Source organism: Microbulbifer sp. MI-G, from assembly GCF_030440425.1.
Lineage (GTDB): Bacteria > Pseudomonadota > Gammaproteobacteria > Pseudomonadales > Cellvibrionaceae > Microbulbifer > Microbulbifer spongiae.
The window spans coordinates 691,978-714,927 of sequence record NZ_CP098023.1; the positions used below are offsets into that span (position 1 = coordinate 691,978).

The window sequence follows — 22,950 nt, forward strand, 5'->3', positions numbered from 1 at the left end:
GCAATGTCGCTATTAATTGCCGCGCTGCCCCTGGCATTGCTGGGAGCTTTGGCCAGTGGTCCGGTATCTGTGGATCTGTTCAAGGCGGCGGCCCTGGGCTGGCGAGACGAGAGCAGTGACGCAGTGATTTTGTGGCAGCTGCGCCTGCCGCGGGCGCTGCTTGCGGTACTGGTGGGTGCGGCGCTCGGTATGGGGGGCGCCGCCATGCAGGGTATGCTGCGCAACCCGCTGGCGGAACCGGCCCTGCTCGGTGTTTCCAGTGGCGCAGCCTTGGCGGCGGTATTGCTGCTCTATTACGGCGTCGCCTCGCTATCCGGCTGGTTACTGCCGGCTTTGGCCATCGCTGGGGCTTTCACCGCAGTGGGCGCGGTGTGGTTGCTGGCCGGGCACGGCGCCAGCGCCGGGCGGCTGGTACTGGCGGGGGTGGCGATCAATGCATTTTTATCTGCGCTGATCGCCCTGGCCCTGAACTATGCACCGAGTCTGTTCGCGATGCAGGAAGTGGTTTTCTGGCTGATGGGCTCGCTGGCCAACCGCGGCTGGGATCAGCTACGGCTGGCACTGCCGTTTTTACTGGTGGGCGCTGTCTGCCTGTTCCTTGCGCGCAATTACCTGCGCGCCCTGGCGCTGGGTGAAGACAGCGCCGCATCCCTGGGCTTTCAGAGTCGCGCCTACCCCCTGCTGATCTTATTTGGGATTGCCAGCGCGGTGGGCGCCGCCGTGGCAGTGGCCGGCACCATCGGGTTTATCGGTCTGGTGGTACCGCACCTGGTGCGCCCGCTGGTGCGTCAGGACCCCGCGCGGCTGTTGTGGGCCAGCGCACTGGCCGGGGCGCTGCTGCTGTTGCTGGCGGATATCCTGGTGATCCAATTTGTCGGTGCACAGGAACTGAGAATTGGCGCAGTCACCGCCTTTATCGGTGCGCCTTTCTTTTTCTGGCTGATTGTCCGTGCGCGCAGGGAGCAATGGCTGTGAATACCGGGGCCGCCTCAAACCGGGGGGAACCCCTCGAGATTACCTGTCGGGGGCTTGGGCTCAGGCGCGGTCGCAAGCGGGTTCTGACGGAGATCAGCTGCGCGTTTAGGCCCCGTGAGCTGACCGCGGTGGTAGGCCCCAATGGCGCTGGTAAAAGCAGCCTGCTGCAGTGTCTCTCCGGTGTGTTGTCTCCCAGCGCCGGACATATCGAGTTGAACGGGCGCTCTGCCAAAGGGTTTTCGGCAACTGAACGGGCGCGCCTGGGCGCCTACCTGCCGCAATCAGAAACTCCCGCCTGGAGCCTGGGTGCTGCGGATATGGTGGCACTGGGGCTGTTGCCCTGGGGGCGCCCACGGGATCGGGAATGGCGGGTACGGCAGGCGCTGTTGCTTGTGGATGCCCTGGACTTTGCCGAGCGCCCGGTGACCCAGCTGTCCGGTGGGGAGTTGCGCCGGGTGCAGCTGGCCCGCCTGTTGGTGGGCCAGGCGCCCCTGTTGATTGCTGACGAGCCCACGACAGCACTGGATATCCGCCACCAGTTGCAACTGATGCAGCATTTCCGCGCCCTTGCAGATGGTGGTAAAACGCTGGTGCTGGCGCTGCACGATCTCAGCCTGGCGGCGCGCTTTTGCGACCGTATTGTATTGATGCAGGATGGCAGGTTATTGGCACAGGGCGCACCGCGGGAAGTTTTTACCCCGGCACAGATTGGCGATGCTTATGGGGTCAGTTCAGAGTTTCGCTGGCGTGATGGCATTGCCGATTTTGTGCCGCTGGATCTATTGGAAAAATAAGTAGGCGCGGCAGCGCTGGATGCCAACTCCAAAAACACAGGAAGCCAGGCAAAGCCGATCATTGTTCCTGCGCGCTTTTCTCTACCTCAGTTCTGGCGGGAAAACCCATCTACCAAGCTCAATGATGACACTGATTTCTCATCCGATACAGGGCCACTCGTGCAAAGCGGCAGGGTCATACTGAACCAATCTGTTGCTTTGCGTATTTGCCGCTCGGTATGTGCACAGCGCACTGCTATACTTGCCGCCGCTTTGGGTGCCCAGCAGTGAATCGCACTTGGCTGGGTTAAACGGGAAGTCCGGTGATGTGCACTGTTACAGAGTCCGGCGCTGCCCCCGCAACGGTCAGTCGGTGCGTTCTTCAGGAAAAGCCGACAAGCCCGATACCGGCCCTCTGCGAGCGCCCGGATGCTGCGCATCCGGTCTTGAGGATAAAGCGGAGGGCTTTGTCTGGTCAGTGTGCCCGCCCGGGTTGCACACCGATTACACGCACCCTCCCTCAATCCGTCTTTCTTTTCGAGATTGGGGAACCACAATGAAAAAAACCTTGATGGCTGCTGCAGTGTTTGCTGCGGCTCAACCGCTAATGTCCGTTGCCAAAGGCCTGGAAGAGATCCATGTGACCGCCAGCCGCCTGGATGTGCCCAAAAGCCAGCTGGGCGCTTCCGTGTCGGTCCTGGATGCGGAGGATATCGAACGGCTCGGCTATTCCAGCCTGATGGATGTTCTTCGCACTTTGCCGGGCGTAGCCGCCACCAATAGTGGTGGCGCCGGCAAGGTCAGCTCGCTGTTTCTGCGCGGTGAGAGCAGTTTCCGCACCCTGGTACTGCTCGATGGGGTGAATATTGCCGATCCTACCGGTGTGCAAGTGAGTGCCCAGCTGCAACACCTGCTGGCCAGCGATATAGACCGGATCGAAGTGTTGCGCGGTCCCCAGGGCATGCTTTACGGCGCCGGCGCAGGTGGTGTGATCAATATTATCAGCAGGAAGGCCGCTGCACCGCTGAGTGCGACGGCATCGATAGAAGCCGGGCGCTACGGCACACGCAATACCGGCGTCAGCTTGGGTGGCAGTCATGATGCCTGGTCCTTCGATCTGGATGTGCTGGATTTTTCCACCGGTGGCTTTAATGCGCGCGAATCGGATTTCTCCGGTGAGGAGGATGGTTACGATACTCTCACCACCCGGGTGCGTCTCGGCTATCAATTCAGTGAGCGTCTTTCTCTGGAAGGGCAGTACCGCAGGACTGATGCGGAAACGGAATATGATAATTGCGGATTCCCTCCCTCTGACGACTGTCTGAGCCAGTTTGACCAGGAAATCGTCGGCGTAAACGGCCAGTACCAGGCGGCCTCCTGGAACCATAAGCTCACCCTGTCGCAACAGGAGATCGACCGCAAAGAGGGCATCAGTCCAGAGGCACTGCCTTTTTTTACAAATGGCGAAATTCGCGAGGTGAATTACGTCGGCAGTAACCGTCTTGCCGGCGGAAAACTGCTATGGGGCGGAGAATACGAGCAGCTGAATTATTTTACCGGATCCGTCGGGGTCACTTACGGGGATGAAGTGCTGGAAAGCACTGGTTGGTTTACCGAGTGGCACAGTGATTTCGCTGAAACGGTATTCTACACACTGGGGTATCGCCGGGACAGCCTGGAGACAGAGGATCACAACAGCTGGCGTGTAACCGCCGCTCTGCCGGTTTCCCTCGGCGATGCGCAGCAGCTCAAATACCGCGCGAGCTTTGGCACCGGCTATCGCGCGCCCAGCCCGTATGAGTTCAGTACCAATGAGGCCCTGGGTCCTGAAACCAGCCAGGGCTATGAATTGGGGCTGGAATACCGCTGGGCACAATTACTGCAGGTGGAGGTGACCTATTTCGAGCAGGAAATCACCGATGCCATTTTCTATGATTCTGTTTTCTGGCGTTATGACCAGGATGATGGCGAGAGTAAATCCGAGGGGCTGGAGTTGTCTCTTGGCGGTGACCTGAACAACAAGCTCGCATGGTACCTCACCGGTACCTGGTTGGATACAGAGGATACCACTGGTGCCCAGCGGGGCGGTGTTCCCCGGCGCGTCTGCAATGTTGGCTTCAGCCAGCAGTGGTTCAGTGACAAGCTGACCCTGAACGTCAACTGGCAGCGGGTGGAGGGCCGCATCGATGGTTTCACCCAAAAGGGCCTGGAAGACTACAGCAAGCTGGACCTGAATGCGGTGTATCGCCTATCTCCCAATCTGCGTATCAGCCTGCGCGGGGAAAACCTGCTGGACCGCCGCTATCGCGAGGTCGCCGGTTACTATACTACCGGTGCGGCTGTCTATGCGGGTGTGCAGATCAGTCTGTAACGGGTTCTGTACCAGCTGTTTCAAAATAACCGATAAGGCGCCATTGCCAACCACCAGGCGTGCCGGCACCTTATCGGGCTCAGTTGGATTTTTCCCCTGTGACCGATGCCCTAGTCTGCGTGGCTGTTGAGATGCAGAGTCCACTTTCCAGTAAATAGCGAGCGGATTTCCCAATGTGTGCCGAATCAAACAGTAACCGCGAGCGTTACAGGCAGCGAATGCAGAGTCGCAAAAAAATTGTCGATGCAGCGGTTTCCCAAGCACTGGAAACGCGGGGTATCGTCATTCTCTATACCGGTGACGGCAAGGGGAAAACCACGGCGGCGATGGGTACGGTCACCCGTGCGCTGGGCTATGGCTACCCTACCGTGGTGGCGCAGTTTATCAAGGGAGCCTGGGAGTGCGGGGAAAAGAATTTACTGCAGCGTTTGCCTGAGGACCTCTGCCCCTTGCAGTGGTACCAGATGGGAACAGACTTCACTTGGGAAACCCAGGATTTCGAGGCAGATAAAACCGCTGCGCAGGCACTTTGGGAAAAAGCGCTGGTGGCACTGCGCGACAAGCATGTCTATTTGGTGGTGTTGGATGAATTGACTTACGCCCTGAATTATCACTGGCTGGACAGGGGGGAGGTACTGCAGGCCATCACCCAGCGCCCCAGGGAGCAAACAGTGATCATCACCGGACGGGGCGCCAAACAATACCTCAGGGAGATTGCCGATACTGTCAGCGAGATGCGTGCAGACAAGCATGCATTTGACAGTGGGCTCGCCGCTCGCAAGGGTATTGAATGGTGAGTGAGCCGGGATGCGCTGCACATGCCTGGCCTGATTGCCCACGCGGTGGCAGGTGGTCTTCTTATTCGGTCGCCACAGCCCTGGCTGCTGCATCAGCGAGCAACCTGCGCCTTACCCGCATTGGCGTTGTCTTGAACCAACGGGCGCAGGCACGGTTGAAAGAGCTCTGCTCACGGTAACCCAACATATTGGATATTTGCGACATGGGTGGCTGTTTGCCACTTAAATAATATTGCGCACGCTCCCGGCGTATGCGATCCAATACATCCTCAAATACCAGCCCACGATTACGCAGCCTGCGCTGCAGTGTGCGCTTGTGCAAACCCAGCTGGTTGGCCACTTCCTGCAGGCTGCAGCGTTTCAGTGGCATCAGGTAGTCAATCAATTGCTCAACCTGACCCAGCAGATCTGTCTCACCCTGCTGGAGCAAGTCATCGATATGGGCTTTGAACAGTGCGCGCAGGTCCGTACTGCATTTCTCTATCGGCAATAGCAGCGTGTTACTGTTGAGTACGAATCGGTCGCTGTCACTGCCAAAATGCACCGGCGCCTTGAAATAGTCTTTGTACCGCCCGTGCAGAGGCTGCCGAGTTTTCAAATGCACGGCTTCCAGGTGAAAGTGATCACCACACAAGGTTTGCATGGCAACCAGGCAAACGCCCATCAGAAATTCCCGGCACTGCTCGGGAGCTGACGGCGTTCCCACCGGTGTCAACCCTTGCAGGTCCTCCAGGCAGAGAAAGCTGAAACAGGCCCCGTCGTCTTTGTTCTGTAGGGCCAGGCGCAGGCTGTGGGGTGGCTTGCCCAACAGATCTACAGTGACTTTCAGGAATTCCGCCAAAGTCAAAGACTGCAATACTGCTGGACTCAGGAAGGACAGTGCGGCCACTCCCTGGCTGTGTGCCAGGCGCAGGCCAAAGTCAGCACAGTCCAGTTGTTGTGCCGTCTTCTGCAGTAGTGTGGTGACTGAACTCAGGGGGAGGTACCCTGCCTGGCGGGAGACCTGGTGCGGATTGATGCCGGAACTGGTCAACAGTGTCTCCGGGTTGTGGTGCAGCCGGTTGACCAGATCGCAGAAGCCTGTCAGCAGCGTCGTTCTTATTTGTTGAGTCAATTTCCTGTGAGTCCTGTGTGTCATCCGCAAAACCAAAGTCGCCGATTCTTTCTGATGAGAAGAATGTGTTCAGGCGGAATCGATCAGGTTTTTGCGGTGCCCAGTGACTTTTGACAACCAGAGTATTGCGGTGTTGTATTCAACAATTGTCGCTATTGGCAATACTGTGACTGGTTTTGGGACAGTCTCGCCGTCAAAGGCCTGCGCTGTTTTGATACCCCGCTATGCCGGCGAAGGAGTGCAATAGCTATCTTTCTTTTTCTCATCGAGATGAGGGCAAGTCAGGGTGCAACCAAGATGCTCGTCCTGAGCGGAAAATAATGATCGCTAGGTCAGGGCAGATTTTGCCAGTGGCGATAATCCGCGTATCCATCTCCGCTAAACGTTTTTTACAGGAAACTATATTACTTGTTTTATTCCACGTTTTTGAAGGCTATAAATCTCATCGGGAATACACGAGTGTCGCCTAATGAAAAAAAATACCCCTATAAACATTCTCTAAGGAATATTGTTTCTAAATTTCATTGTTATTTTTTTTTTGTTTTAAGGCCTCTGTGTATTTAGGAATATAAGTTTTTTACCGCTTTTGCCTGCCAGTGGATTTCTCCTGAGCAAATTCCGGCGCGGATGGCCTCCTCCAGCAGTATCCGATTGGGGTAAGTTCGTGGGGCTCGCTCAATCCGGCCACCTGGAAAACCCTGTCCTGCAGGTGCTGCCGGTATACGGCTTTTATGATTCCGGTGAAATTGCGCAGCATGCTTGTATTTTAAGGGTACTCGCCAGCTGCAGGTGATGTATCAAGGCATGGGTGTGAATGCAGGCCTGTGAAATAAAAAAGCCCGCTGGTGCGGGCTTTGCTAGGGTTTAACTTAGCTGGCGTAGTAGGTGGCTGCACCTGGGCCAACCGGCAGGCCGAAAACAAACACCCAGAGGTAGAAAAGAACGGTCCATCCCACAAAAAAGAAGATGGAATAGGGAATCATTGTGGCGATCAGGGTACCCATACCCAAGTCTTTCTTATAGCGGGCAGCAAAGGTGATGATCAGACCAAAATAGCTCATCATCGGCGTGATGATATTGGTTACCGAGTCGCCAATGCGGTAAGCCGCCTGGATCACTTCCGGCGCGTAACCCAGGAGCATCAACATGGGTACAAAAATTGGCGCGGTCACCGCCCACTGCGCCGAAGCACTGCCCAGCATCAGGTTTACAAAGCCGCACATCATGATAAAGAACAGGAACAGCAATGGCCCGGTCAGGCCGATGTTTTGCAGAGCGTCCGCACCCAGCACTGCGAAAATAGTGCCCAGATTGGTCACTTTGAAGAAAGCGACAAACTGTGCGGCGAAGAACACCAGTACAATATACATGCCCATGCTGTTCATGCTTTTGGCCATGGCGTCGATTACATCACGGTCATTCTGCATAGTGCCGACCGTTTTACCGTACACAAAGCCCGGGACGGCGAAGAATACCAGGATGAGTGACACGATACCCTTAAGAAAGGGAGAGCCGGCTACCGCGCCGGTTTCCGGGTTGCGCAGCACGCCCCAGGAAGGCGCCACGGAGAGTACAAACAAGGCAGATACGACCAGAACGGCAAGGCCGGCGTATTTCAAGCCGCGCTTCTCGGCATCGGTGAGGGTTCCCAGTTTGTCCTGGCTCAAATCCACAGAGGCTTCCCCGGGATCGTACTTGCCGAGTTTGGGCTCCACGATTGCCATGGTCACCCAGCTGCCTATGGCGGTAATCAGGAAGGTGCTCACAAACATAAAGTACCAGTTCACTTCCGGGCCCACCGTGTAGGAGGGGTCTATGATATGGGCCGCGGTTTCGGTGATACCCGATAGCAACGGGTCTACGGTGCCCAATAGCAGGTTGGCGCTATAGCCGCCGGAAACACCGGCAAAAGCGGCCGCCAGCCCGGCGAGCGGGTGGCGCCCCAGGGAGTGGAAAATCATCGCCGCCAATGGAATCAGTACCACGTAGCCGAGTTCGGATGCGGTATTGGAGAGGATGCCGGCAAACACCACAATAACCGTCACAGTGCGCTTGGATGCCTGCAGTACCAGCCCGCGCACAGCAGCGCTGAGCAGACCGGAGCGCTCGGCAATACCCACGCCCAGCAGGGCAACCAGTACCGTGCCCAAAGGGGCAAAACCGGTGAAGTTTTGCACCAGGCTGGTCACGATTATCCTGAGGCCTTCGCCGCTCATCAGGTTAAAGACTTCAATGACACCATCGGGGTCGCGGCCCGCCGCCCCAACCGGCCGCGGGTCTGCCACAGACAGCCCGAAATAGGCGGCCACGCCGCTTATCAGTATCACGCCTATAGCGAAGAGGGCAAACAGGGTGATGGGGTGGGGCAGGAGGTTGCCAAGCCATTCCACGGCATCCAGAAAGCGGGTAAAGGGCGTTTTGCGCCCCGCAGGGCTATCCTGCCGATCACTTGGAGAGGTCGTTGTGGTCATTGTTTGTCCTCAATCGTTGTATTGCATGCGGGCTCTAATGGCTTCCGAGCCGTCCGGCAGCCCAATAATTGGCTGAAAAATGTTCTAAGTTCGCGATCATACACAAAAGTCTTTCGGGTAAGAATGCCGGAGTAGAGGTGCTGCCGGCTGGTCATTCGGGAGAAATACAGTCCCGGGCTGCCTTCCGGGAAAGTATCGAGGGTAGGGGATATGACGCCTGAGTGATGCCTGCGGGTCGGCTAACGGTGCCGGGAGTCCCGGTTTCAGGTGCGTGTGTGCCTAGGGCCCAAGAGGATCACTGGCACGACCCCGCATGCCCGGATATGCCATAATCCCAACACTCAGCAGTCAACTCAGCGGTGAAATAATGAAGATTGGAGTGTTAAAGACCGACGATGTGCGCAAGGAGCTGGTGGACGAGTTTGGTGAGTATCCGGAAATGTTCGCCGATCTGCTGCGCAGTCAAGACCCGGCGCTGGCGTTTTCTACCTATGAAGTTCAGCACGGCCACTACCCGGATCGAATAGATGAGGTGGATGCTTATCTGATAACCGGAAGCAAGGCTGGTGTCTATGATCACAAAGACTGGATTTCCCCTCTGATGGACTTTGTGCGCAAATTACATGAAGCCAAGAAGCCCACGATCGGTATTTGTTTTGGCCACCAGCTGATCGCTCAGGCGCTGGGAGGCAAAACCTGTAAATCAGATAAAGGGTGGGGATTGGGGGTGCATACCTATGAGATGCAGGAGACGCCCTCGTGGATGTCCGAACCCATGGCTAAATTCAGCTTACTGGTGACCCACCAGGACCAGGTGGAAACCTTGCCTCCAGGCGGCCGGGTATTGGCTTCGAGTGAATTCTGCCCGATGGCGATGCTGCAGGTGGATGATCATATGCTCAGCTTCCAGGCCCATCCGGAATTTAGCAAACCCTATTCCCACAGCCTGATGGAATTGCGACGCGAGGCCTTTGGTGAGGCATTGGTCGAAAAGGGTCAGATCTCCCTGCAAAACGATATCCATGAAAATGTCGTTGCCAAATGGATGTTGGAATTTTTACGCAGATAAATATTGCCTTCCTGTGGGGTGGGTTTACCCGCCCGTCTCTCTGCGTTGACTCTCACTTTCCACAGGGATTCTCGACGCTTTGCTCTCTCTGTTCAAACCCCAGCAGCCAGCACTTGTACTCAATGTTAAGTTGCATACTACAGTAGTGATCAGGGCCCGATACGGCGATAGAGACTACGACTTTTTTAATTGGATCCGTTTATTAAAATGACAAAGTGTTATTGTACGGTGACAGAGATAAATTGGCCTTGTGTCTGCCCATTTTGCCGGATTTAGCGCATTTCCGATTTGTGGAAATAAAACAAGCTGCCATCGACAGAGTTAACAGTCAATGCTGTGGGTTTCTCTCATTGCCAATGCAGGAGCAGGGCGAGTCGGGAGTGGGGCCTGTGAGAAAGTCAACGCAGCACAGCGGCCCTTGTTGCCAATAGATTAACCTGGATTTGACTATGAAGCAGGGGGGATTTAGATTTGGCTGCGCAGTACACAGCCTGAGGCTGTGCATAGAATAACAACCTATCATCACTTGCACACGCCTTAATTGGTACCAATTGGATAAATCGCATTGCCCACACCTTTTGTTCACACGACCCGCTCCATCGCCTCCGAAACGATCCACTCTTTAGCCCTGGTGTCCACCTGCGGGATACTCTTGATGGTAGCTTGGGCGATCTGGTTTTTCAGCAAGGACATTACCACTTACAGTGTCAGTGATGCGGCGAGGCTCGAGCAGGCACAAAACACGGTACAAGTGAGCACACAAAGAGCCGGTCGGGTTGTTGCCATTACCGCTTCTCTCGGCGATACCCTGAAAATTGGTGACCTGCTGGTACAACTGGATACTTCGGCCCTGGATCTGGAACTGGACGGGGACGCCAGGGTTTCGCAGAGACTCACTGAACAACTCTCCGCTATTGAGCGGGATCAAAGTTTGCTGGATAAAAAATTTGCGGAGGAGGATAAAGCCCTTGTCGACCAGCTTAAACTCCTGCGGGGGCAGCACCAGTTGCAGGTGAGCAACCAGCAGATCCAGGCCGAGGTGGCGGAGCGTTACGAGCAGCTTTTGCAAAAGCAGCAGAGTTCGGAACTGGATTATCTTGTAGCCAAGCGCACGTACCAGCAGTTGGCGATGCAATCACTTGCGGCAGAGGCCGACATCCGTGCAGCGGAGGATCGCCGCGAGCAAATTGCCAATGAGTATCAACTGGTTGTGAGTGAGCTGAAACAGCGCAGTGCCGACATCCAGCGCAAACTGGTTGAAGTGGAAACCCGCATGCGCCAGAGCACTCTGGCCGCTGGCGAGCAACAGCTGCGCGCGCCGATCGCCGGCAGCCTCGCATCCCTGGCGGATATTCGCGAGGGTGAAGTTCTGGCTGCCGGACAACAGGTTGCCACTATCCAGGCAGAAGGTGGTATTGGCATACAGGCGTACTTCCCGCCGGCTCAGGCGCTCGGCCATATCCGGCCGGGTCAACATGCCCGGGTAAAACTGGATGGCTTTTCCTGGGCACGCTACGGCCAGTTGCAGGCCCGGGTGGAGCGGGTCGCCAGTGCGGTGCAACAGGAACGGATTCTTGTGCAACTTTCGCTGCAGGGAAAGGTACCGCCGCAGTTACCACTGTTACACGATCTGCCCGCCAGGGTTGAAATCGCCACAGGCACGAAAACCCCCTACCAGTTGCTGTTGCAGCGGGTGGGGGACGCCCTTAGCGGGAGACCTCAGAATAGTCAGGCCACAGCGGAGACACCGCCGTGAATCGGCACACCCGCTGGCTTGTGCCTGAAGTGATCCAGACTTCCAATATGGACTGTGGCCCCGCTTCCCTTAAATGCCTGTTGGAGGGTTTCGGAGTCCGCGTTCACTACGGCCATCTGCGCGATGCCTGCCAGACTGATGTGGACGGTACCTCCATCAATACCCTGGAGCGGGTTGCTGTTGAACTGGGTTTGGATGCCGTACAGATGGTGGTGCCCAAGGATCACCTGCTGTTGAATGCCCCCGGCTATTTACCGGGAATGGTGGTGGTGCGCCTGCCAAACGGCAATACCCATTTTGTGGTGGCCTGGCGTAACCATGGGGGCATTGTGCAACTGATGGACCCCGCCAGCGGCAGGCGCTGGCCCAGCGCGCGCCGTTTTCTCGACGAACTGCATGTCCACACTTTTAGCCTGTCCCCCAAGGATTGGCGCAACTGGGCTGGTGGTGCCGATTTTATTGATCCGCTGTGCGAACGTATGCAGCGGCTCAAGGTTGCCGGGCCGGACAGGGCGACGTTATGTCGCCGATCCCTGGAGTCGGGTGAATGGCTCACCCTGGCGTTTCTCGATGCAGCAGTACGCATGTTGACCGCACTGGTGTCGGCAGGTGCCCTGCGACCTGGTGGGGAAACCAATGGCATGCTGCAGAAGCTGGTCGAGGAATTCAACGCAGATACCACTGGCGCCTACACCCTGGTGCCAGAGCAGTACTGGTGTGTGCGCCCCTGTCGCCCAGCGGGCAGTGCGGCGGGTGAAAGCCTGCAGATGTGCCCGGAACAAGTGGAATTCAGCGGTGCTGTGATCCTGCGAGTGAGGGGCGTGCGCAAAACAGATGCAGCCAAGCCGCACACCGGATCCCTGGCCAGGGCGCTGCAAGTCGCGCCGGTGCGTCCCCTGCCGCAGCTGTGGAATCTACTTCGGGAGGACGGCCTGTTCGCGCCGGCAATTATTGCGCTGGCGATGCTCGGCGCGGTATTCGGCCTGATGACCGAGGCTCTGCTGTTTCGCGGCCTTATCGATATCCACAGCGAACTGGCAACCGGCATGCAGCGTATGGGAGGCGTGGCTCTGCTGCTGGGGTTTTTACTCACCGTCATGGTATTGCAGTTTCCGGTCGCCAAACTGCAGCGGGTACTGGGGCGGCACCTGGAAACCCGCTTTCGCAAGCGCTTTCTCTCCGCACTGCCGCAGATACCGGAGCACTTTTTTCACAGTCGTCCCACCTCAGACACCGCCGAGCGCAGCCACCGCATTGCCGCACTCAGGGAACTGCCGGTGCTGGGGGGCGGTATCCTCTTCAATGCCTTTATGCTGCTGGCGACGGCCGCAGGCATTATCTGGCTCGTGCCCTCAGCTGCACCGCTGGTACTACTGATGGCGGTAATACAGGTGGCGATTCCACTGTTGTTTCAGCCGGTGCTCAATGATCACAATATGAGAGTGCAGACCCATACCGGTGCCCTGGCCAGGTTCTATATGGATGCATTGCTGGGCATTGTGCCGATACGTACCCATGGCGCTGGGGAATCGGTGCGAAGGGAACATGAAGCCTTGCTTTCCGAGTGGATCAGGGCCAGTTATACCCTCCTGCGCTTTCAGCTCAACAGTCAGGCCCTGCAACTGGTTGTGAACTGCGCACTCGCCGCCACTCTGGTTATTTACTGTATCCACAGCCGCGGGGCGGACCCCGATCTACTGCTGTTAATATACTGGGTGCTGGCGCTGCCACCATTGGGCGAGGATATCGCCGTGCGAATCCGCGAGTACCCGCGCCAGCGCACCACCTTGCTGAGGGCGCTCGAACCACTGCAGGCGGCTGAGGACCAGAGTGGTTCGGATACCACAGACAAGGTCGCCGCTTTTAACCCGAAGCGCCCCGCGCATTTTCACTTCGAGGATGTTCGAGTCAATGCCAGCGGCAGAGCCATTCTCGACGGCATCAATCTGGAAATAGGCCCAGGCGAACATGTCGCTGTTGTGGGTGCATCCGGTGCGGGTAAATCCAGCCTGGCAGGGCTGCTTTTGGGCTGGCACAAGCCAGCCAGGGGGCGTGTACTGTTAAACGGTGCCGAGCTGCAAGGGGAACTGCTGGCCCGTTTCCGTTTGCACTGTGCCTGGGTAGATCCCGCTATTCAACTGTGGAACAACAGCCTGCTTGACAACCTGCACTACGGCAACGCCGCCGACGCACCACTGTATCCGATTCTTGAGCAGGCGGACTTGCTCAAGCTGCTGGCATCGCTGCCAGACGGCTTGCAAAGTGCCCTGGGAGAGAGTGGTGCCCTGGTCAGTGGCGGGGAGGGGCAGCGCGTGCGTCTCGGCCGTGCCCTGGGTCGCGAAGCACCCTGCTGTGCCATTCTGGATGAGCCCTTTCGCGGACTGGACCGCGACCAGCGCCAGCGCTTGCTCGGGCGTGTGCGCCATACCTGGCAGGACGTCACGTTGCTTTGCATAACCCACGATATTGCCGAAACACAGCATTTTGATCGCGTGCTGGTGGTGGAGGATGGTCGCATAGTGGAAGATGGCGCACCGGCGGCGTTGTGCAAACGCAGGGGTACGCGCTATGCCCAATTGTTGCTGGCGGAGCAAAACCTGTGGCAGGACTGCTGGAAAAGTAGCGACTGGCGTCACTTGCGCATGCAGGGTGGACGCGTCTCGGAATTGTCGCCTCAGGCTGAAGCCGATCCCCCCCGAACGGCGAATGCGCCTGTGGAGAGCGTCTGTGAGCGCTGAATCTGTGGATAACAGTCTGCGCGACCTGTGCTGGCCCATTGCGCAACTGGATACGGCCCTGCACACCCTGGCCCGGCACTGTGGGTTGTGCCCCGATGCACCCAGCTGCAGTGCCATCGCACAGGGAGTGGAGAATATCGATACTCGGCTTCAGCTGGGTGCTGAGGCCCTGGACTTGCAGATAGAGAAAGTCGGCTGCAGTTACGGTGAGCTGGAACAGATGCTGGCGCGTGCCGCGCCGGCAATGATTCAACTGCGCTTTGGGGAAAGGGCGTATTTTATCGTCCTGTGCGGCGGCAATCGCCGCCGCCTGCACCTGCTCACCCCCACTCTGAAAGTGCAAAAAGTGTGTCCGCGGCGGGTGGTGATCCAGCTCACCCGTGTGCAGGCAGCGCCCCAGCGCCAGCGCATCAACCACCTGCTCGACAGTGCCGGCATTGGCGGCCGGCGCCGCAGCAGGGCCGCCGGCGCCCTGCTGCGGGAAAGCCTGGCAGGATTGCATTTTGAGCAGTGTTGGATGCTACGCCAGCCCGCGCACCGGCCATTCTGGCAGCAACTGCGTCAGTGTGGCCAGGATCGGCGTTTTTTCGCGATGCTTGTTTTTCATGCACTGCAAATGGTGTTGTTTTTGGCCAGTTGGTGGGTGATTGGCCGCGCTTTACTGGGTGGCTATATCGACACCGGCTGGCTTGTGGCCTGGGTGCTGCTGCTGGTTTCGCAGATCCCCCTGTCGCTGCTCACCGCGCAACTGCAGGGATTGGTATCGGTGAAAACCGGCGCGCTGCTGAAACAGCGCCTGCTCGCCAGCGCTCTGCGTATCGAGACAGGCAGGGTGCGGCATATGGGCTCGGGCCAGGTACTCGGGCGGGTTTACGACGCGGAAAGCCTTGAGGCCAGCGCCCTCCAGGGCGGTTTCTCGCTGCTGCTGGGCCTGGTGGAATTCGCGATGGCCTGTATTGTACTCGCCCTGGGGGCTGGTGGACCCCTGCACCTGTTGGTGTTGCTACCGTTTTTATTGGTGGCCTTTTTACTCGGTCGGGCCCTGTACCAGCGCCGTTGCCGCTGGACTGCCCGACGCCTGGCCATGACCCACCGCCTGATAGAAAAAATGCTCGGGCACCGCACCCGCCTTGCGCAGCAGCGGCCCGCCGACTGGCATCGTGGAGAGGACCGCGAGTTGAGTGACTACCTGCAGAGCTCTGCGGAGATGGACGGCACGATGGTGCATCTGGCAGCGCTTTTGCCGCGTATCTGGCTTCTGCTGGGGGTGGTCGGGCTGGTGCCTGTGTTTATCTCCAGCAACCCCGACAGTGCGCAACTCGCTGTGGCCCTGGGCGGCGTGCTGCTCGGTTATCGCGCAGTGCTCAAGTGTCTGCATGGTTTTACCGGTGCCCTGAGTGCCCTGGTGGCCTGGGAAAAAGTACGGGAACTCTTTGCCCTGGAGGCACCGCTCAAGCGCGCCTCACCCGGTGCGGAGCATGTCGCAGCCAGCAGCACGGCCTGTGCGGCTGCAACCCAACCTCTGTGCTATCTCCGTGATCTGAATTTCAGTTACCCCAAAAAAGAAAAGCCGGTGCTGACGGAGTGCAGCCTGGTCATTTATCCCGGCGACCGCCTGCTGTTGCAGGGTGCCTCCGGTTCGGGAAAATCCACCCTTGCCAATGTGATTACCGGCCTGCAGAAACCGGATGAGGGCCTGTTGCTCTTAAATGGGTATGATGGCGCCAGTCTTGCCCCCGGTCAGTGGCAGCGGCTGGTGGCCTCCGCCCCTCAATTCCATGAAAATCATGTACTTGGCGATTCTTTCCTGTTCAACTTGCTGATGGGCGACGAGTGGCCGCCGCGGCAGCAAAGCCTGCGCAAAGCTTATGCTATTTGCGACGAACTCGGCCTTACCCCACTACTGCAGAAAATGCCCGCGGGAATGCTGCAGACGGTGGGCGAGATGGGCTGGCGGTTGTCACACGGGGAGATGAGCCGGTTGTTTATTGCCCGTACTCTTTTGCAAAATGCGGAAATGGTCGTGCTGGACGAAAGTTTTGCCGCCCTGGATCCTGAAAATTTGCGCCGGGCTATGGCCTGTGTACAAAAGTACGCAACTACATTGATTGTGATTGCGCACCCATAGTAGTCAGTGAATGCCAGTGTGCTTTTTTGTAGTCAGGAAAGCCAGCAGGGTTCTGATTCATCAAGGGGATCTTTAATTTGGCCTCTCTTAAGGGAAGTTTGACTGCGGCATCTCAATTTTTCTAAGAGAGCCCGCATGCTGCGGGCTCTCTTACTGTCAGGTCTTCAGTTTCTTATAGTGCATGCGATGCGGCGTGGCATCTTCGCCTTTGCGCTGCACGAAGTCCTCGTGGTATTCGGTGTAGTTACCTTCAAAAAAGATGGCCTCGCTCTCGCCCTCGTAAGCGAGGATATGGGTGGCGACACGGTCCAGGAACCAGCGGTCGTGGGAGATCACCAGGGCGCAGCCGGGGAAAGTGAGCAGGGCTTCTTCCAGAGCCCGCAGGGTTTCGATATCCAGGTCATTGGAGGGTTCATCGAGCAACAGTACGTTGGCGCCCTGTTTGAGGGTATAGGCCAGGTGCAGGCGCCCGCGCTCTCCACCGGACAATTCGCCCACCCGTTTTTGCTGATCGCTGCCTTTGAAATTGAAGCGGCCCACGTAGTTGCGCGACCCCACTTCGTAGTGGTTGATCTTGAGCATATCGTGGCCATCGGAGATGGCCTCCCACACGGTTTTGCTGTTGTCCAGGCTTTCGCGGCCCTGTTCCACATAGGCGACCTTGACGGTTTCACCGATGCGGATTGTTCCGGCGTCCGGTTGCTCTGAGCCACTGATCATACGCAACAGGGTGGACTTGCCGGCACCGTTGCCGCCGACAATTCCAACAATGGCGCCATTGGGAATACACAGGGACAGGTTTTCGATCAGCAGGCGATCCCCAAAACCTTTGCTGACATTTTCGAATTCGATCACCTTGTCGCCGAGGCGTTCGCCGGGCGGGATGTAGATCTCATTGGTCTCGTTGCGGGCCTGAAAATCCTGAGACTGCATCTCCTCCAGGCGTGCGAGACGGGCCTTGTTCTTGGACTGACGGCCTTTGGGGTTCTGACGGGCCCACTCCAGCTCTTTCTGCACAGCCCTCATACGGGCCTGCTCGCTGCGCTGTTCCTGGGCCAGGCGGCGTTCTTTTTGGGCCAGCCAGGTGGTGTAGTTCCCCTCCCAGGGGATGCCGTGGCCGCGGTCCAGTTCCAGAATCCAGCCAGCCACATTGTCGAGGAAGTAGCGGTCGTGGGTGATGGCTACGACGGTGCCGGTAAAGTCGTGCAGGAAGTGCTCCAGCCAGAACACGGATTCAGCATCCAAGTGGTTGGTGGGCTCGTCGAGCAGCAGCATGTCGGGGCGCGATAGCAACAGGCGACACAGGGCCACACGGCGCTTTTCACCGCCGGACAGGTTGCTGATATCCGCGTCCCAGGGCGGCAGGCGCAGAGCGTCGGCGGCCACTTCCAGGCGGTGCTCCAGGTTGTGGGCGTCCCAGGCCTGGATGATATCCTCCAACTGCTGCTGTTTTTTTGCCAGGGTGTCAAAGTCTGCGTCCGGCTCTGCATAATCGGCATAGACCTGTTCGAGGCCGGCTAGGGCATCGATAGCTTCCCGCATGCCGTCTTCCACATTACCACGCACGGTTTTGCCGGAGTCCAACTGGGGCTCTTGCGGCAGATAGCCCACTCTGATGCCGGGCATGGCCCGGGCTTCACCATGATAGTCCTGGTCCACCCCGGCCATAATGCGCAGAAGGCTGGATTTACCGGCACCGTTGAGTCCCAGTACACCGATCTTGGCACCGGGAAAAAAGGACAGGGAGATGTCCTTGAGAATCTCGCGTTTGGGTGGCACTACCTTGCCCACCCGGTTCATGGTGTAAACGTATTCAGCCATCTGGGTCCCAGTAATGTGTGTTGGAATCGGTGAGAATTTGCGCGCAACTTATCAGTTTGCGCGGAAAGTGCAACTGCGTGTGCCGAGCTGAAGGGGGTTGTACTCGCGTGTGGCTGACGCTCGCGGTGATCTGTGCTTAACTGCGAAGCTATCAAATACAGGCACACTAAGACAGACAGCAATGGATCAGGACTTCCCCGTATTGTTTTCCCGGCGTGGCGCTGTGGCGATCGCGACACTCAACCTGCCCAAGGCGTTGAATGCACTGAACCTGCAGATGATAGAGCGGCTCTGTGCCCAGTTGGATACCTGGGCCCGGGACGATACAGTGGCTGTCGTGTGGATAGACGGCAGTGGCGACAGGGCCCTGTGCGCCGGGGGCGATGTGGTGACCCTGTACCAGCATTCGGCGAGCTATGGGGAGACAAGAGATTGCCGCTTTACCACAGAATTTTTCTCCCGCGAGTATCGTCTCGACTACAAAATCCATACCTATGCCAAGCCGGTTGTGGTTTGGGGCGGCGGCATTGTGATGGGTGGCGGTATCGGTATTACGGCCGGGGCCAGTCACCGTATTGTCACTGAAACCACCCGTATGGCCATGCCTGAAATCACCATTGGCCTGTTTCCCGATGTGGGGGGCAGCTGGTTCCTGAATCGTATGCCCGGCCGCCTCGGGCTGTTTTTGGGGCTGACAGGTGCTCAGTTTAATGGTGCCGATGCCCTGTTTGCGGGCCTGGCGGACCGCATGATTGCGCAGGAGCAGCGCGATACCGTCTTGCAAACACTGGCTGCGTTGGCCTTTGCCCGGGATGCGGGCGCGAATCATGTCACCGTCAGTGATTGCCTGAAAACGTTTGAACTCGCATTGCTGCAGCGACCGGAATCGGTACTGCGGGAACACTATGACCAGATCCAGCAACTCACGGATTTCTCCAGTCTGCCAGCGGTGTGTACGGCAATCCGCTCTTACCAGGGCGTGGACAAATGGCTGCGGCGCTCCGCCAACACCCTCGCGGGGGGGTCTCCCCTGACACCCTGGATTATCTGGGAACAGCTGCATCGGAGCCGTTACCTTTCCCTCGCCGATGTTTTTCGCATGGAACTGGCTCTGGCGGTCAATCTCTGTGCCAGTGGCCACTTCAAAGAAGGGGTGCGTGCCCTGCTGATCGACAAGGACCGCGCGCCGCAGTGGCAACCGGCGAGCCTGGAGGAGATCTCTCCAGAGCAGGTGGCGCGCTGCTTTGACAACCCCTGGCACGGCGAGCATCCGCTGACAGATTTATAGAGCGAATCAGGCCGTTTTCGCCTGGGACACCAACAACAAAATCCGGAGTGCTTGTTATGCAAAAGATCGCCTTTTTTGGTCTGGGTAATATGGGTGGCCCCATGGCTGCCAATTTGGTGAAGGCCGGATACCAAGTGGCGGCTTTCGACTTAAATCCCACGGCATTGGCGCAGGCACAGAGGGAGGGCTGCCTGCCCTGTGAGAATAGTGAACAGGCCCTGGAAGGGGCCGGTATCGTGATTTCCATGTTGCCCAGTGGCAATGCGGTGAAAGGCCTCTATCTCGGTGAGCAGGGGCTGTTACAACAGCTTCAGGGGGATACCCTGGTCATTGATTGCTCGACGGTTTCTGCGGAAGACGCCTGCCTGGTGCACGAAGCGGCCCGTGCGCGCGGTATCCGCGCGCTGGATGCTCCTGTGTCCGGCGGGACTGCCGCGGCAATAGCGGGTACCCTGTGCTTTATGTGTGGTGGCGATACGGCGACAATTGATGCGGCGCGAGTACTATTGCAGGCCATGGGCAGCAAGATTTTCCATGCGGGTGGTGCTGGAGCGGGCCAGGTGGCGAAAATCTGTAATAACCTGCTGCTGGCCGTGCATATGACCGGTACTGCCGAAGCGCTGCAACTGGGTGTAGACAAGGGGCTGGACCCCAGGGTGCTCTCGGAGATTATGCGGGAAAGCTCGGGCAATAACTGGTCTCTGGCCCATTACAATCCCTTCCCCGGTGCCATGGAGAATGTGCCCGCAGCCAATGGGTATTGCGGCGGTTTCAGTGTGGCTCTGATGCTGAAAGATCTGCGCCTGGCCATGGATGCCGCTGCGGGCAGTGCTTCGTCCACACCCATGGGCGCACTGGCGGAAAACCTGTACCAGCTGCACGGTGCCAGTGCGGAAAACCAGCAGCTGGATTTCTCCAGTATCCAGAACATGTTTCGTCGTCCGGCAGGCGCTTTGACCGAATAGTCTCGCTTAACCTGTCACTGCGGTGCCCTTTGCTCAGCCAGTGCTGCCGGACAGGGCCGTTCGGTGGCCTGTGCACCTGTGATACGCAGAGTGTGCGCGAGCCTTTGGCCGGCTGAGCCACGTCCCCGGGCAGTATTCATCTGGCAACCGGTGGGGCCCGCCGCAGGGTGCATAACAAGCTGAAGTGCTCCCATGTATCCTGTACTGTCATCTCCAAGAGCAACCCGTTTTTAAAACGGGCCGGATGATTCCTCTGGGTTTTCCGATTGGCGGCGCCCCGCCACATCCGGGCTGTGCCTTATGTTTTCCCGACTCCTCTACAGGGCATCCACGATCGATGATCTTGTTGTCATGCATTTGAACCCCTTGATTTGGATCAATCCTCTGGGCGGGGTCAACGGTTAACCTGCCTGCGGTTGGTGAGCGGGCCTGGAAAGGTCTTCCCAAGTCGGAAAAATGCCAAATTGCCCTATGGAGAAATTGATGAATCGTATCATTGCGTGCGCAACCGTTGCGTTGACCGCTGGACTAGCTGTACCGGCATTTGCCTATGAAGAGGGGAGCATCATTGTGCGCAGTGGCATCGCCACGGTAGCACCCGATGTCAATTCCAGTGCGCTGTCAGTGTCGGGTGCCGAGTTGGGTGGCACCAGGGTGGATGTTGACAACGGTTCCGCCCTGGGCCTGACAGGCGTTTACGTGTTCCGCGATCACTGGGGTGTGGAACTGCTGGCCGCAACGCCGTTCACCCACGATATTCAGGTCGAGGGCCTGGGGGCGACCTTTGACCTTGGAGAAACCAAACAGCTGCCACCCACCCTGCTGTTGCAGTGGTATCCCATGGATCATCGGTCTTCCGTCCAGCCCTATCTCGGAGTCGGCATAAATTACACAGCATTCTTTGATGAGGATATTGACAGCGCTGCGGATGCGAGATTTGCAAGCCTCGGCGCAACAGAAGAGGCCAAGCTGTCCCTGGACAACTCTCTTGGCCTGGCCGCGGAAGCAGGCGTGGATTTTGCTTTCGGCGCGGACAAGCGCTGGCTGTTCAATTTGGCGGTGTTCTGGATAGATATCGATACCGACGCCAAAGTGACAGTGCCGGGGGTGGGTGATATCACCGCCAGCGTGGATATCGATCCGCTGGTATACACGGCGGGGCTGGGCTACCGGTTCTAAGGCTGCGACACCCGGGCCTGGGGGTGGGGCAACCGCTGCGGTTTTTTCAGCGGGTCTGGGGGTTGTCTTTCAGTTTGTGGCGGGGGTTGTCGCAAATGACTGGATAAAATTGTGATGAGTATGGTGCAAGAGATAAAGACCAATGTGGGCGGGCTTTCAGAAGCGCTGTTATCCCGCTACAGCGGGCCCTGTCCCCGCTATACCTCTTACCCCACTGCGGATCGGTTCAGTGCACTGGATGGGGTCAGGCCCTGGGCAGCACTGCAGGACATTCGCAGCCTCTCTCTGTATGTTCATATCCCCTTTTGCCGCTCCCTGTGTTATTTCTGTGCCTGCAACAAAGTGATTACCCAGCAGTATGGGCTCGCCTCCAGCTACCTCGACCATCTTTTGCAAGAGGCGCAGTGGTACCGCGATAAAGTGGCGCGGGTACCGGTCACGCAGCTACATCTGGGTGGTGGTACGCCCACTTTTCTCAACGATGCGGATTTGCGCCGATTGATGGAAGGGCTGGGAGAGGTCTTTGAACTGAACCCCGGTGACGGCGTTGAATACAGTATTGAAGCCGATCCGCGTACTCTGGAGCCCGAGACGCTGGATACCCTGAGGGAACTGGGGTTTAATCGCCTCAGCCTGGGTATTCAGGATTTTGATGCCGAGGTACAGCGATCCATCAATCGTATCTGCAGTGCGGACCAGGTGGGTGCCCTGACTGCAGCAGCGCGCGAGCGGGGATTTGCTTCCATTTCCTACGATTTGATTTACGGACTGCCACAGCAGAACCTGGACACGTTGCAGCGCACTTTGGACCGCGTGCTGGCGTTGCAGCCAGACCGTATCGCGCTCTATCACTACGCCCATCTGCCCCACCGCTTTAAGGCCCAGCGCCTGATCGATACCGATCTGATTCCCCCTGCCGCGGAAAAAATCGCTATGCAACTGGCGGCAGTGGAGCACCTGGTGCGCGCGGGATATGCATTTCTCGGCATGGATCACTTTGCCCGTTCCGGCGACGAACTGGCCATAGCCGCGGATACAGGCAGGTTACAACGGAATTTTCAGGGATATACCTTGATGCCTGCTGATGCCCTTGTGGGGCTGGGTGCATCGGCAATCAGTTACAGTCGCAGCGGCTTCTGGCAAAACCTGCACCGCTTGAAAGAATACGCCCGAGCCATTGGTGAGCGGGGCTATGCGGCTTGCCGGGGCTGGTTGCTGAGCGAGGAGGACCGGCTGCGTCAACGGGTGATCAGTGAGCTCATGTGCCGTCTGCGCCTGGATAAAGGCGAGGTCGAACGCTGTATGGGTACGCCATTTGCGGAGTATTTCCACGAAGAGCTCGAGCGCCTGCAACCCATGTTTGATGACGGGCTTATTTACCAGAACGACAAGGCGATTGTTGTCACTGAGCAGGGGCGCTGGTTTGTGCGAAATGTGGCGTCGGCTTTCGATAGTTATCTCCACAACCAACCCACACAAGCTCAATATTCCCGGGTTCTTTAGCT

At 57.8% G+C, this 22,950-nt stretch carries 15 protein-coding genes and 1 riboswitch; of the genes, 12 read left to right on the forward strand and 3 right to left on the reverse strand.

The window, feature by feature from the left end; genetic code table 11:
* The first annotated feature begins 3 nt into the window (after positions 1-3).
* From M8T91_RS02730 to cobO, 4 genes are all read left to right on the forward strand, one after another.
* Complete coding sequence (locus M8T91_RS02730; protein ID WP_301416576.1) at positions 4-975, forward strand: FecCD family ABC transporter permease; 972 nt, start codon at positions 4-6, stop codon at positions 973-975.
* Entirely contained in the window at positions 966-1,769 is an 804-nt protein-coding gene (locus M8T91_RS02735; protein WP_301416577.1) for an ABC transporter ATP-binding protein, read from the forward strand. The genes M8T91_RS02730 and M8T91_RS02735 overlap by 10 nt, the downstream gene beginning before the upstream one ends.
* Positions 1,770-2,006: 237 nt before the next feature.
* A riboswitch (cobalamin riboswitch) is annotated at positions 2,007-2,178 on the forward strand.
* A gap of 126 nt (positions 2,179-2,304) precedes the next feature.
* Positions 2,305-4,119 carry a TonB-dependent receptor plug domain-containing protein gene (locus M8T91_RS02740; protein WP_301416579.1) on the forward strand — a complete coding sequence of 605 codons (1,815 nt, stop codon included), beginning with the start codon at positions 2,305-2,307 and terminating at the stop codon, positions 4,117-4,119.
* A 173-nt stretch (positions 4,120-4,292) separates the two neighbouring features.
* A complete protein-coding gene (gene cobO, locus M8T91_RS02745) occupies positions 4,293-4,916 on the forward strand; it encodes a cob(I)yrinic acid a,c-diamide adenosyltransferase (RefSeq protein ID WP_301416581.1) in 624 nt (207 codons plus the stop codon).
* 61 nt (positions 4,917-4,977) lie between these two features.
* On the opposite strand, the gene M8T91_RS02750 is transcribed toward cobO, so the two are convergent.
* Both M8T91_RS02750 and M8T91_RS02755 read right to left on the reverse strand, forming a co-directional pair.
* Positions 4,978-6,030, reverse strand: a complete 1,053-nt coding sequence (locus M8T91_RS02750) for an AraC family transcriptional regulator (RefSeq protein ID WP_301416584.1) — start codon at positions 6,028-6,030, stop codon at positions 4,978-4,980.
* A gap of 869 nt (positions 6,031-6,899) precedes the next feature.
* Entirely contained in the window at positions 6,900-8,501 is a 1,602-nt protein-coding gene (locus M8T91_RS02755; protein WP_301416586.1) for an AbgT family transporter, read from the reverse strand.
* 367 nt (positions 8,502-8,868) lie between these two features.
* Here M8T91_RS02755 and M8T91_RS02760 point away from each other — a divergent pair, with 367 nt between their 5' ends.
* The 4 genes from M8T91_RS02760 (at position 8,869) to M8T91_RS02775 (ending at position 16,192) form a co-directional block, all read left to right on the forward strand.
* A complete protein-coding gene (locus tag M8T91_RS02760) occupies positions 8,869-9,570 on the forward strand; it encodes a glutamine amidotransferase-related protein (protein ID WP_301416588.1) in 702 nt (233 codons plus the stop codon).
* A gap of 655 nt (positions 9,571-10,225) precedes the next feature.
* Positions 10,226-11,326 carry an HlyD family secretion protein gene (locus M8T91_RS02765; RefSeq protein WP_301416590.1) on the forward strand — a complete coding sequence of 367 codons (1,101 nt, stop codon included), beginning with the start codon at positions 10,226-10,228 and terminating at the stop codon, positions 11,324-11,326.
* Complete coding sequence (locus M8T91_RS02770; protein ID WP_301416592.1) at positions 11,323-14,064, forward strand: ATP-binding cassette domain-containing protein; 2,742 nt, start codon at positions 11,323-11,325, stop codon at positions 14,062-14,064. Before M8T91_RS02765 ends, M8T91_RS02770 begins: the two co-directional genes overlap by 4 nt.
* On the forward strand, positions 14,054-16,192 hold the full coding sequence (locus M8T91_RS02775; protein ID WP_301416594.1) for an ATP-binding cassette domain-containing protein: 2,139 nt from the start codon (positions 14,054-14,056) through the stop codon (positions 16,190-16,192). Before M8T91_RS02770 ends, M8T91_RS02775 begins: the two co-directional genes overlap by 11 nt.
* Positions 16,193-16,348: 156 nt before the next feature.
* Here M8T91_RS02775 and ettA read toward each other — a convergent pair whose 3' ends face one another.
* A complete protein-coding gene (ettA, locus tag M8T91_RS02780; protein WP_301416596.1) occupies positions 16,349-18,013 on the reverse strand; it encodes an energy-dependent translational throttle protein EttA in 1,665 nt (554 codons plus the stop codon).
* Positions 18,014-18,194: 181 nt separating this feature from the next.
* Between ettA and M8T91_RS02785 the strand changes: the two genes are divergently transcribed.
* From M8T91_RS02785 to hemN, 4 genes are all read left to right on the forward strand, one after another.
* Positions 18,195-19,301 carry an enoyl-CoA hydratase/isomerase family protein gene (locus M8T91_RS02785; protein WP_301416598.1) on the forward strand — a complete coding sequence of 369 codons (1,107 nt, stop codon included), beginning with the start codon at positions 18,195-18,197 and terminating at the stop codon, positions 19,299-19,301.
* 56 nt (positions 19,302-19,357) lie between these two features.
* Positions 19,358-20,266, forward strand: a complete 909-nt coding sequence (gene mmsB / locus M8T91_RS02790) for a 3-hydroxyisobutyrate dehydrogenase (RefSeq protein WP_301416600.1) — start codon at positions 19,358-19,360, stop codon at positions 20,264-20,266.
* 483 nt (positions 20,267-20,749) lie between these two features.
* Positions 20,750-21,445 carry an OmpW/AlkL family protein gene (locus M8T91_RS02795; protein ID WP_301416603.1) on the forward strand — a complete coding sequence of 232 codons (696 nt, stop codon included), beginning with the start codon at positions 20,750-20,752 and terminating at the stop codon, positions 21,443-21,445.
* 114 nt (positions 21,446-21,559) lie between these two features.
* Positions 21,560-22,948, forward strand: coding sequence for an oxygen-independent coproporphyrinogen III oxidase (hemN, locus tag M8T91_RS02800; RefSeq protein WP_301416605.1), 1,389 nt, complete (start codon positions 21,560-21,562; stop codon positions 22,946-22,948).
* Positions 22,949-22,950 lie beyond the last annotated feature (2 nt).

What these genes read in the sequence shown, in the direction of transcription:
- M8T91_RS02730 (WP_301416576.1), top strand. Translation starts at nt 4, where the DNA reads ATGTCGCTATTAATTGCCGCGCTGCCCCTGGCATTGCTGGGAGCTTTG.
- M8T91_RS02735 (WP_301416577.1), top strand. Translation starts at nt 966, where the DNA reads ATGGCTGTGAATACCGGGGCCGCCTCAAACCGGGGGGAACCCCTCGAG.
- M8T91_RS02740 (WP_301416579.1), top strand. Translation starts at nt 2,305, where the DNA reads ATGAAAAAAACCTTGATGGCTGCTGCAGTGTTTGCTGCGGCTCAACCG.
- cobO (WP_301416581.1), top strand. Translation starts at nt 4,293, where the DNA reads ATGTGTGCCGAATCAAACAGTAACCGCGAGCGTTACAGGCAGCGAATG.
- M8T91_RS02755 (WP_301416586.1), bottom strand. Translation starts at nt 8,501, where the DNA reads ATGACCACAACGACCTCTCCAAGTGATCGGCAGGATAGCCCTGCGGGG.
- M8T91_RS02760 (WP_301416588.1), top strand. Translation starts at nt 8,869, where the DNA reads ATGAAGATTGGAGTGTTAAAGACCGACGATGTGCGCAAGGAGCTGGTG.
- M8T91_RS02765 (WP_301416590.1), top strand. Translation starts at nt 10,226, where the DNA reads ATGGTAGCTTGGGCGATCTGGTTTTTCAGCAAGGACATTACCACTTAC.
- ettA (WP_301416596.1), bottom strand. Translation starts at nt 18,013, where the DNA reads ATGGCTGAATACGTTTACACCATGAACCGGGTGGGCAAGGTAGTGCCA.
- M8T91_RS02785 (WP_301416598.1), top strand. Translation starts at nt 18,195, where the DNA reads ATGGATCAGGACTTCCCCGTATTGTTTTCCCGGCGTGGCGCTGTGGCG.
- mmsB (WP_301416600.1), top strand. Translation starts at nt 19,358, where the DNA reads ATGCAAAAGATCGCCTTTTTTGGTCTGGGTAATATGGGTGGCCCCATG.
- M8T91_RS02795 (WP_301416603.1), top strand. Translation starts at nt 20,750, where the DNA reads ATGAATCGTATCATTGCGTGCGCAACCGTTGCGTTGACCGCTGGACTA.
- hemN (WP_301416605.1), top strand. Translation starts at nt 21,560, where the DNA reads ATGAGTATGGTGCAAGAGATAAAGACCAATGTGGGCGGGCTTTCAGAA.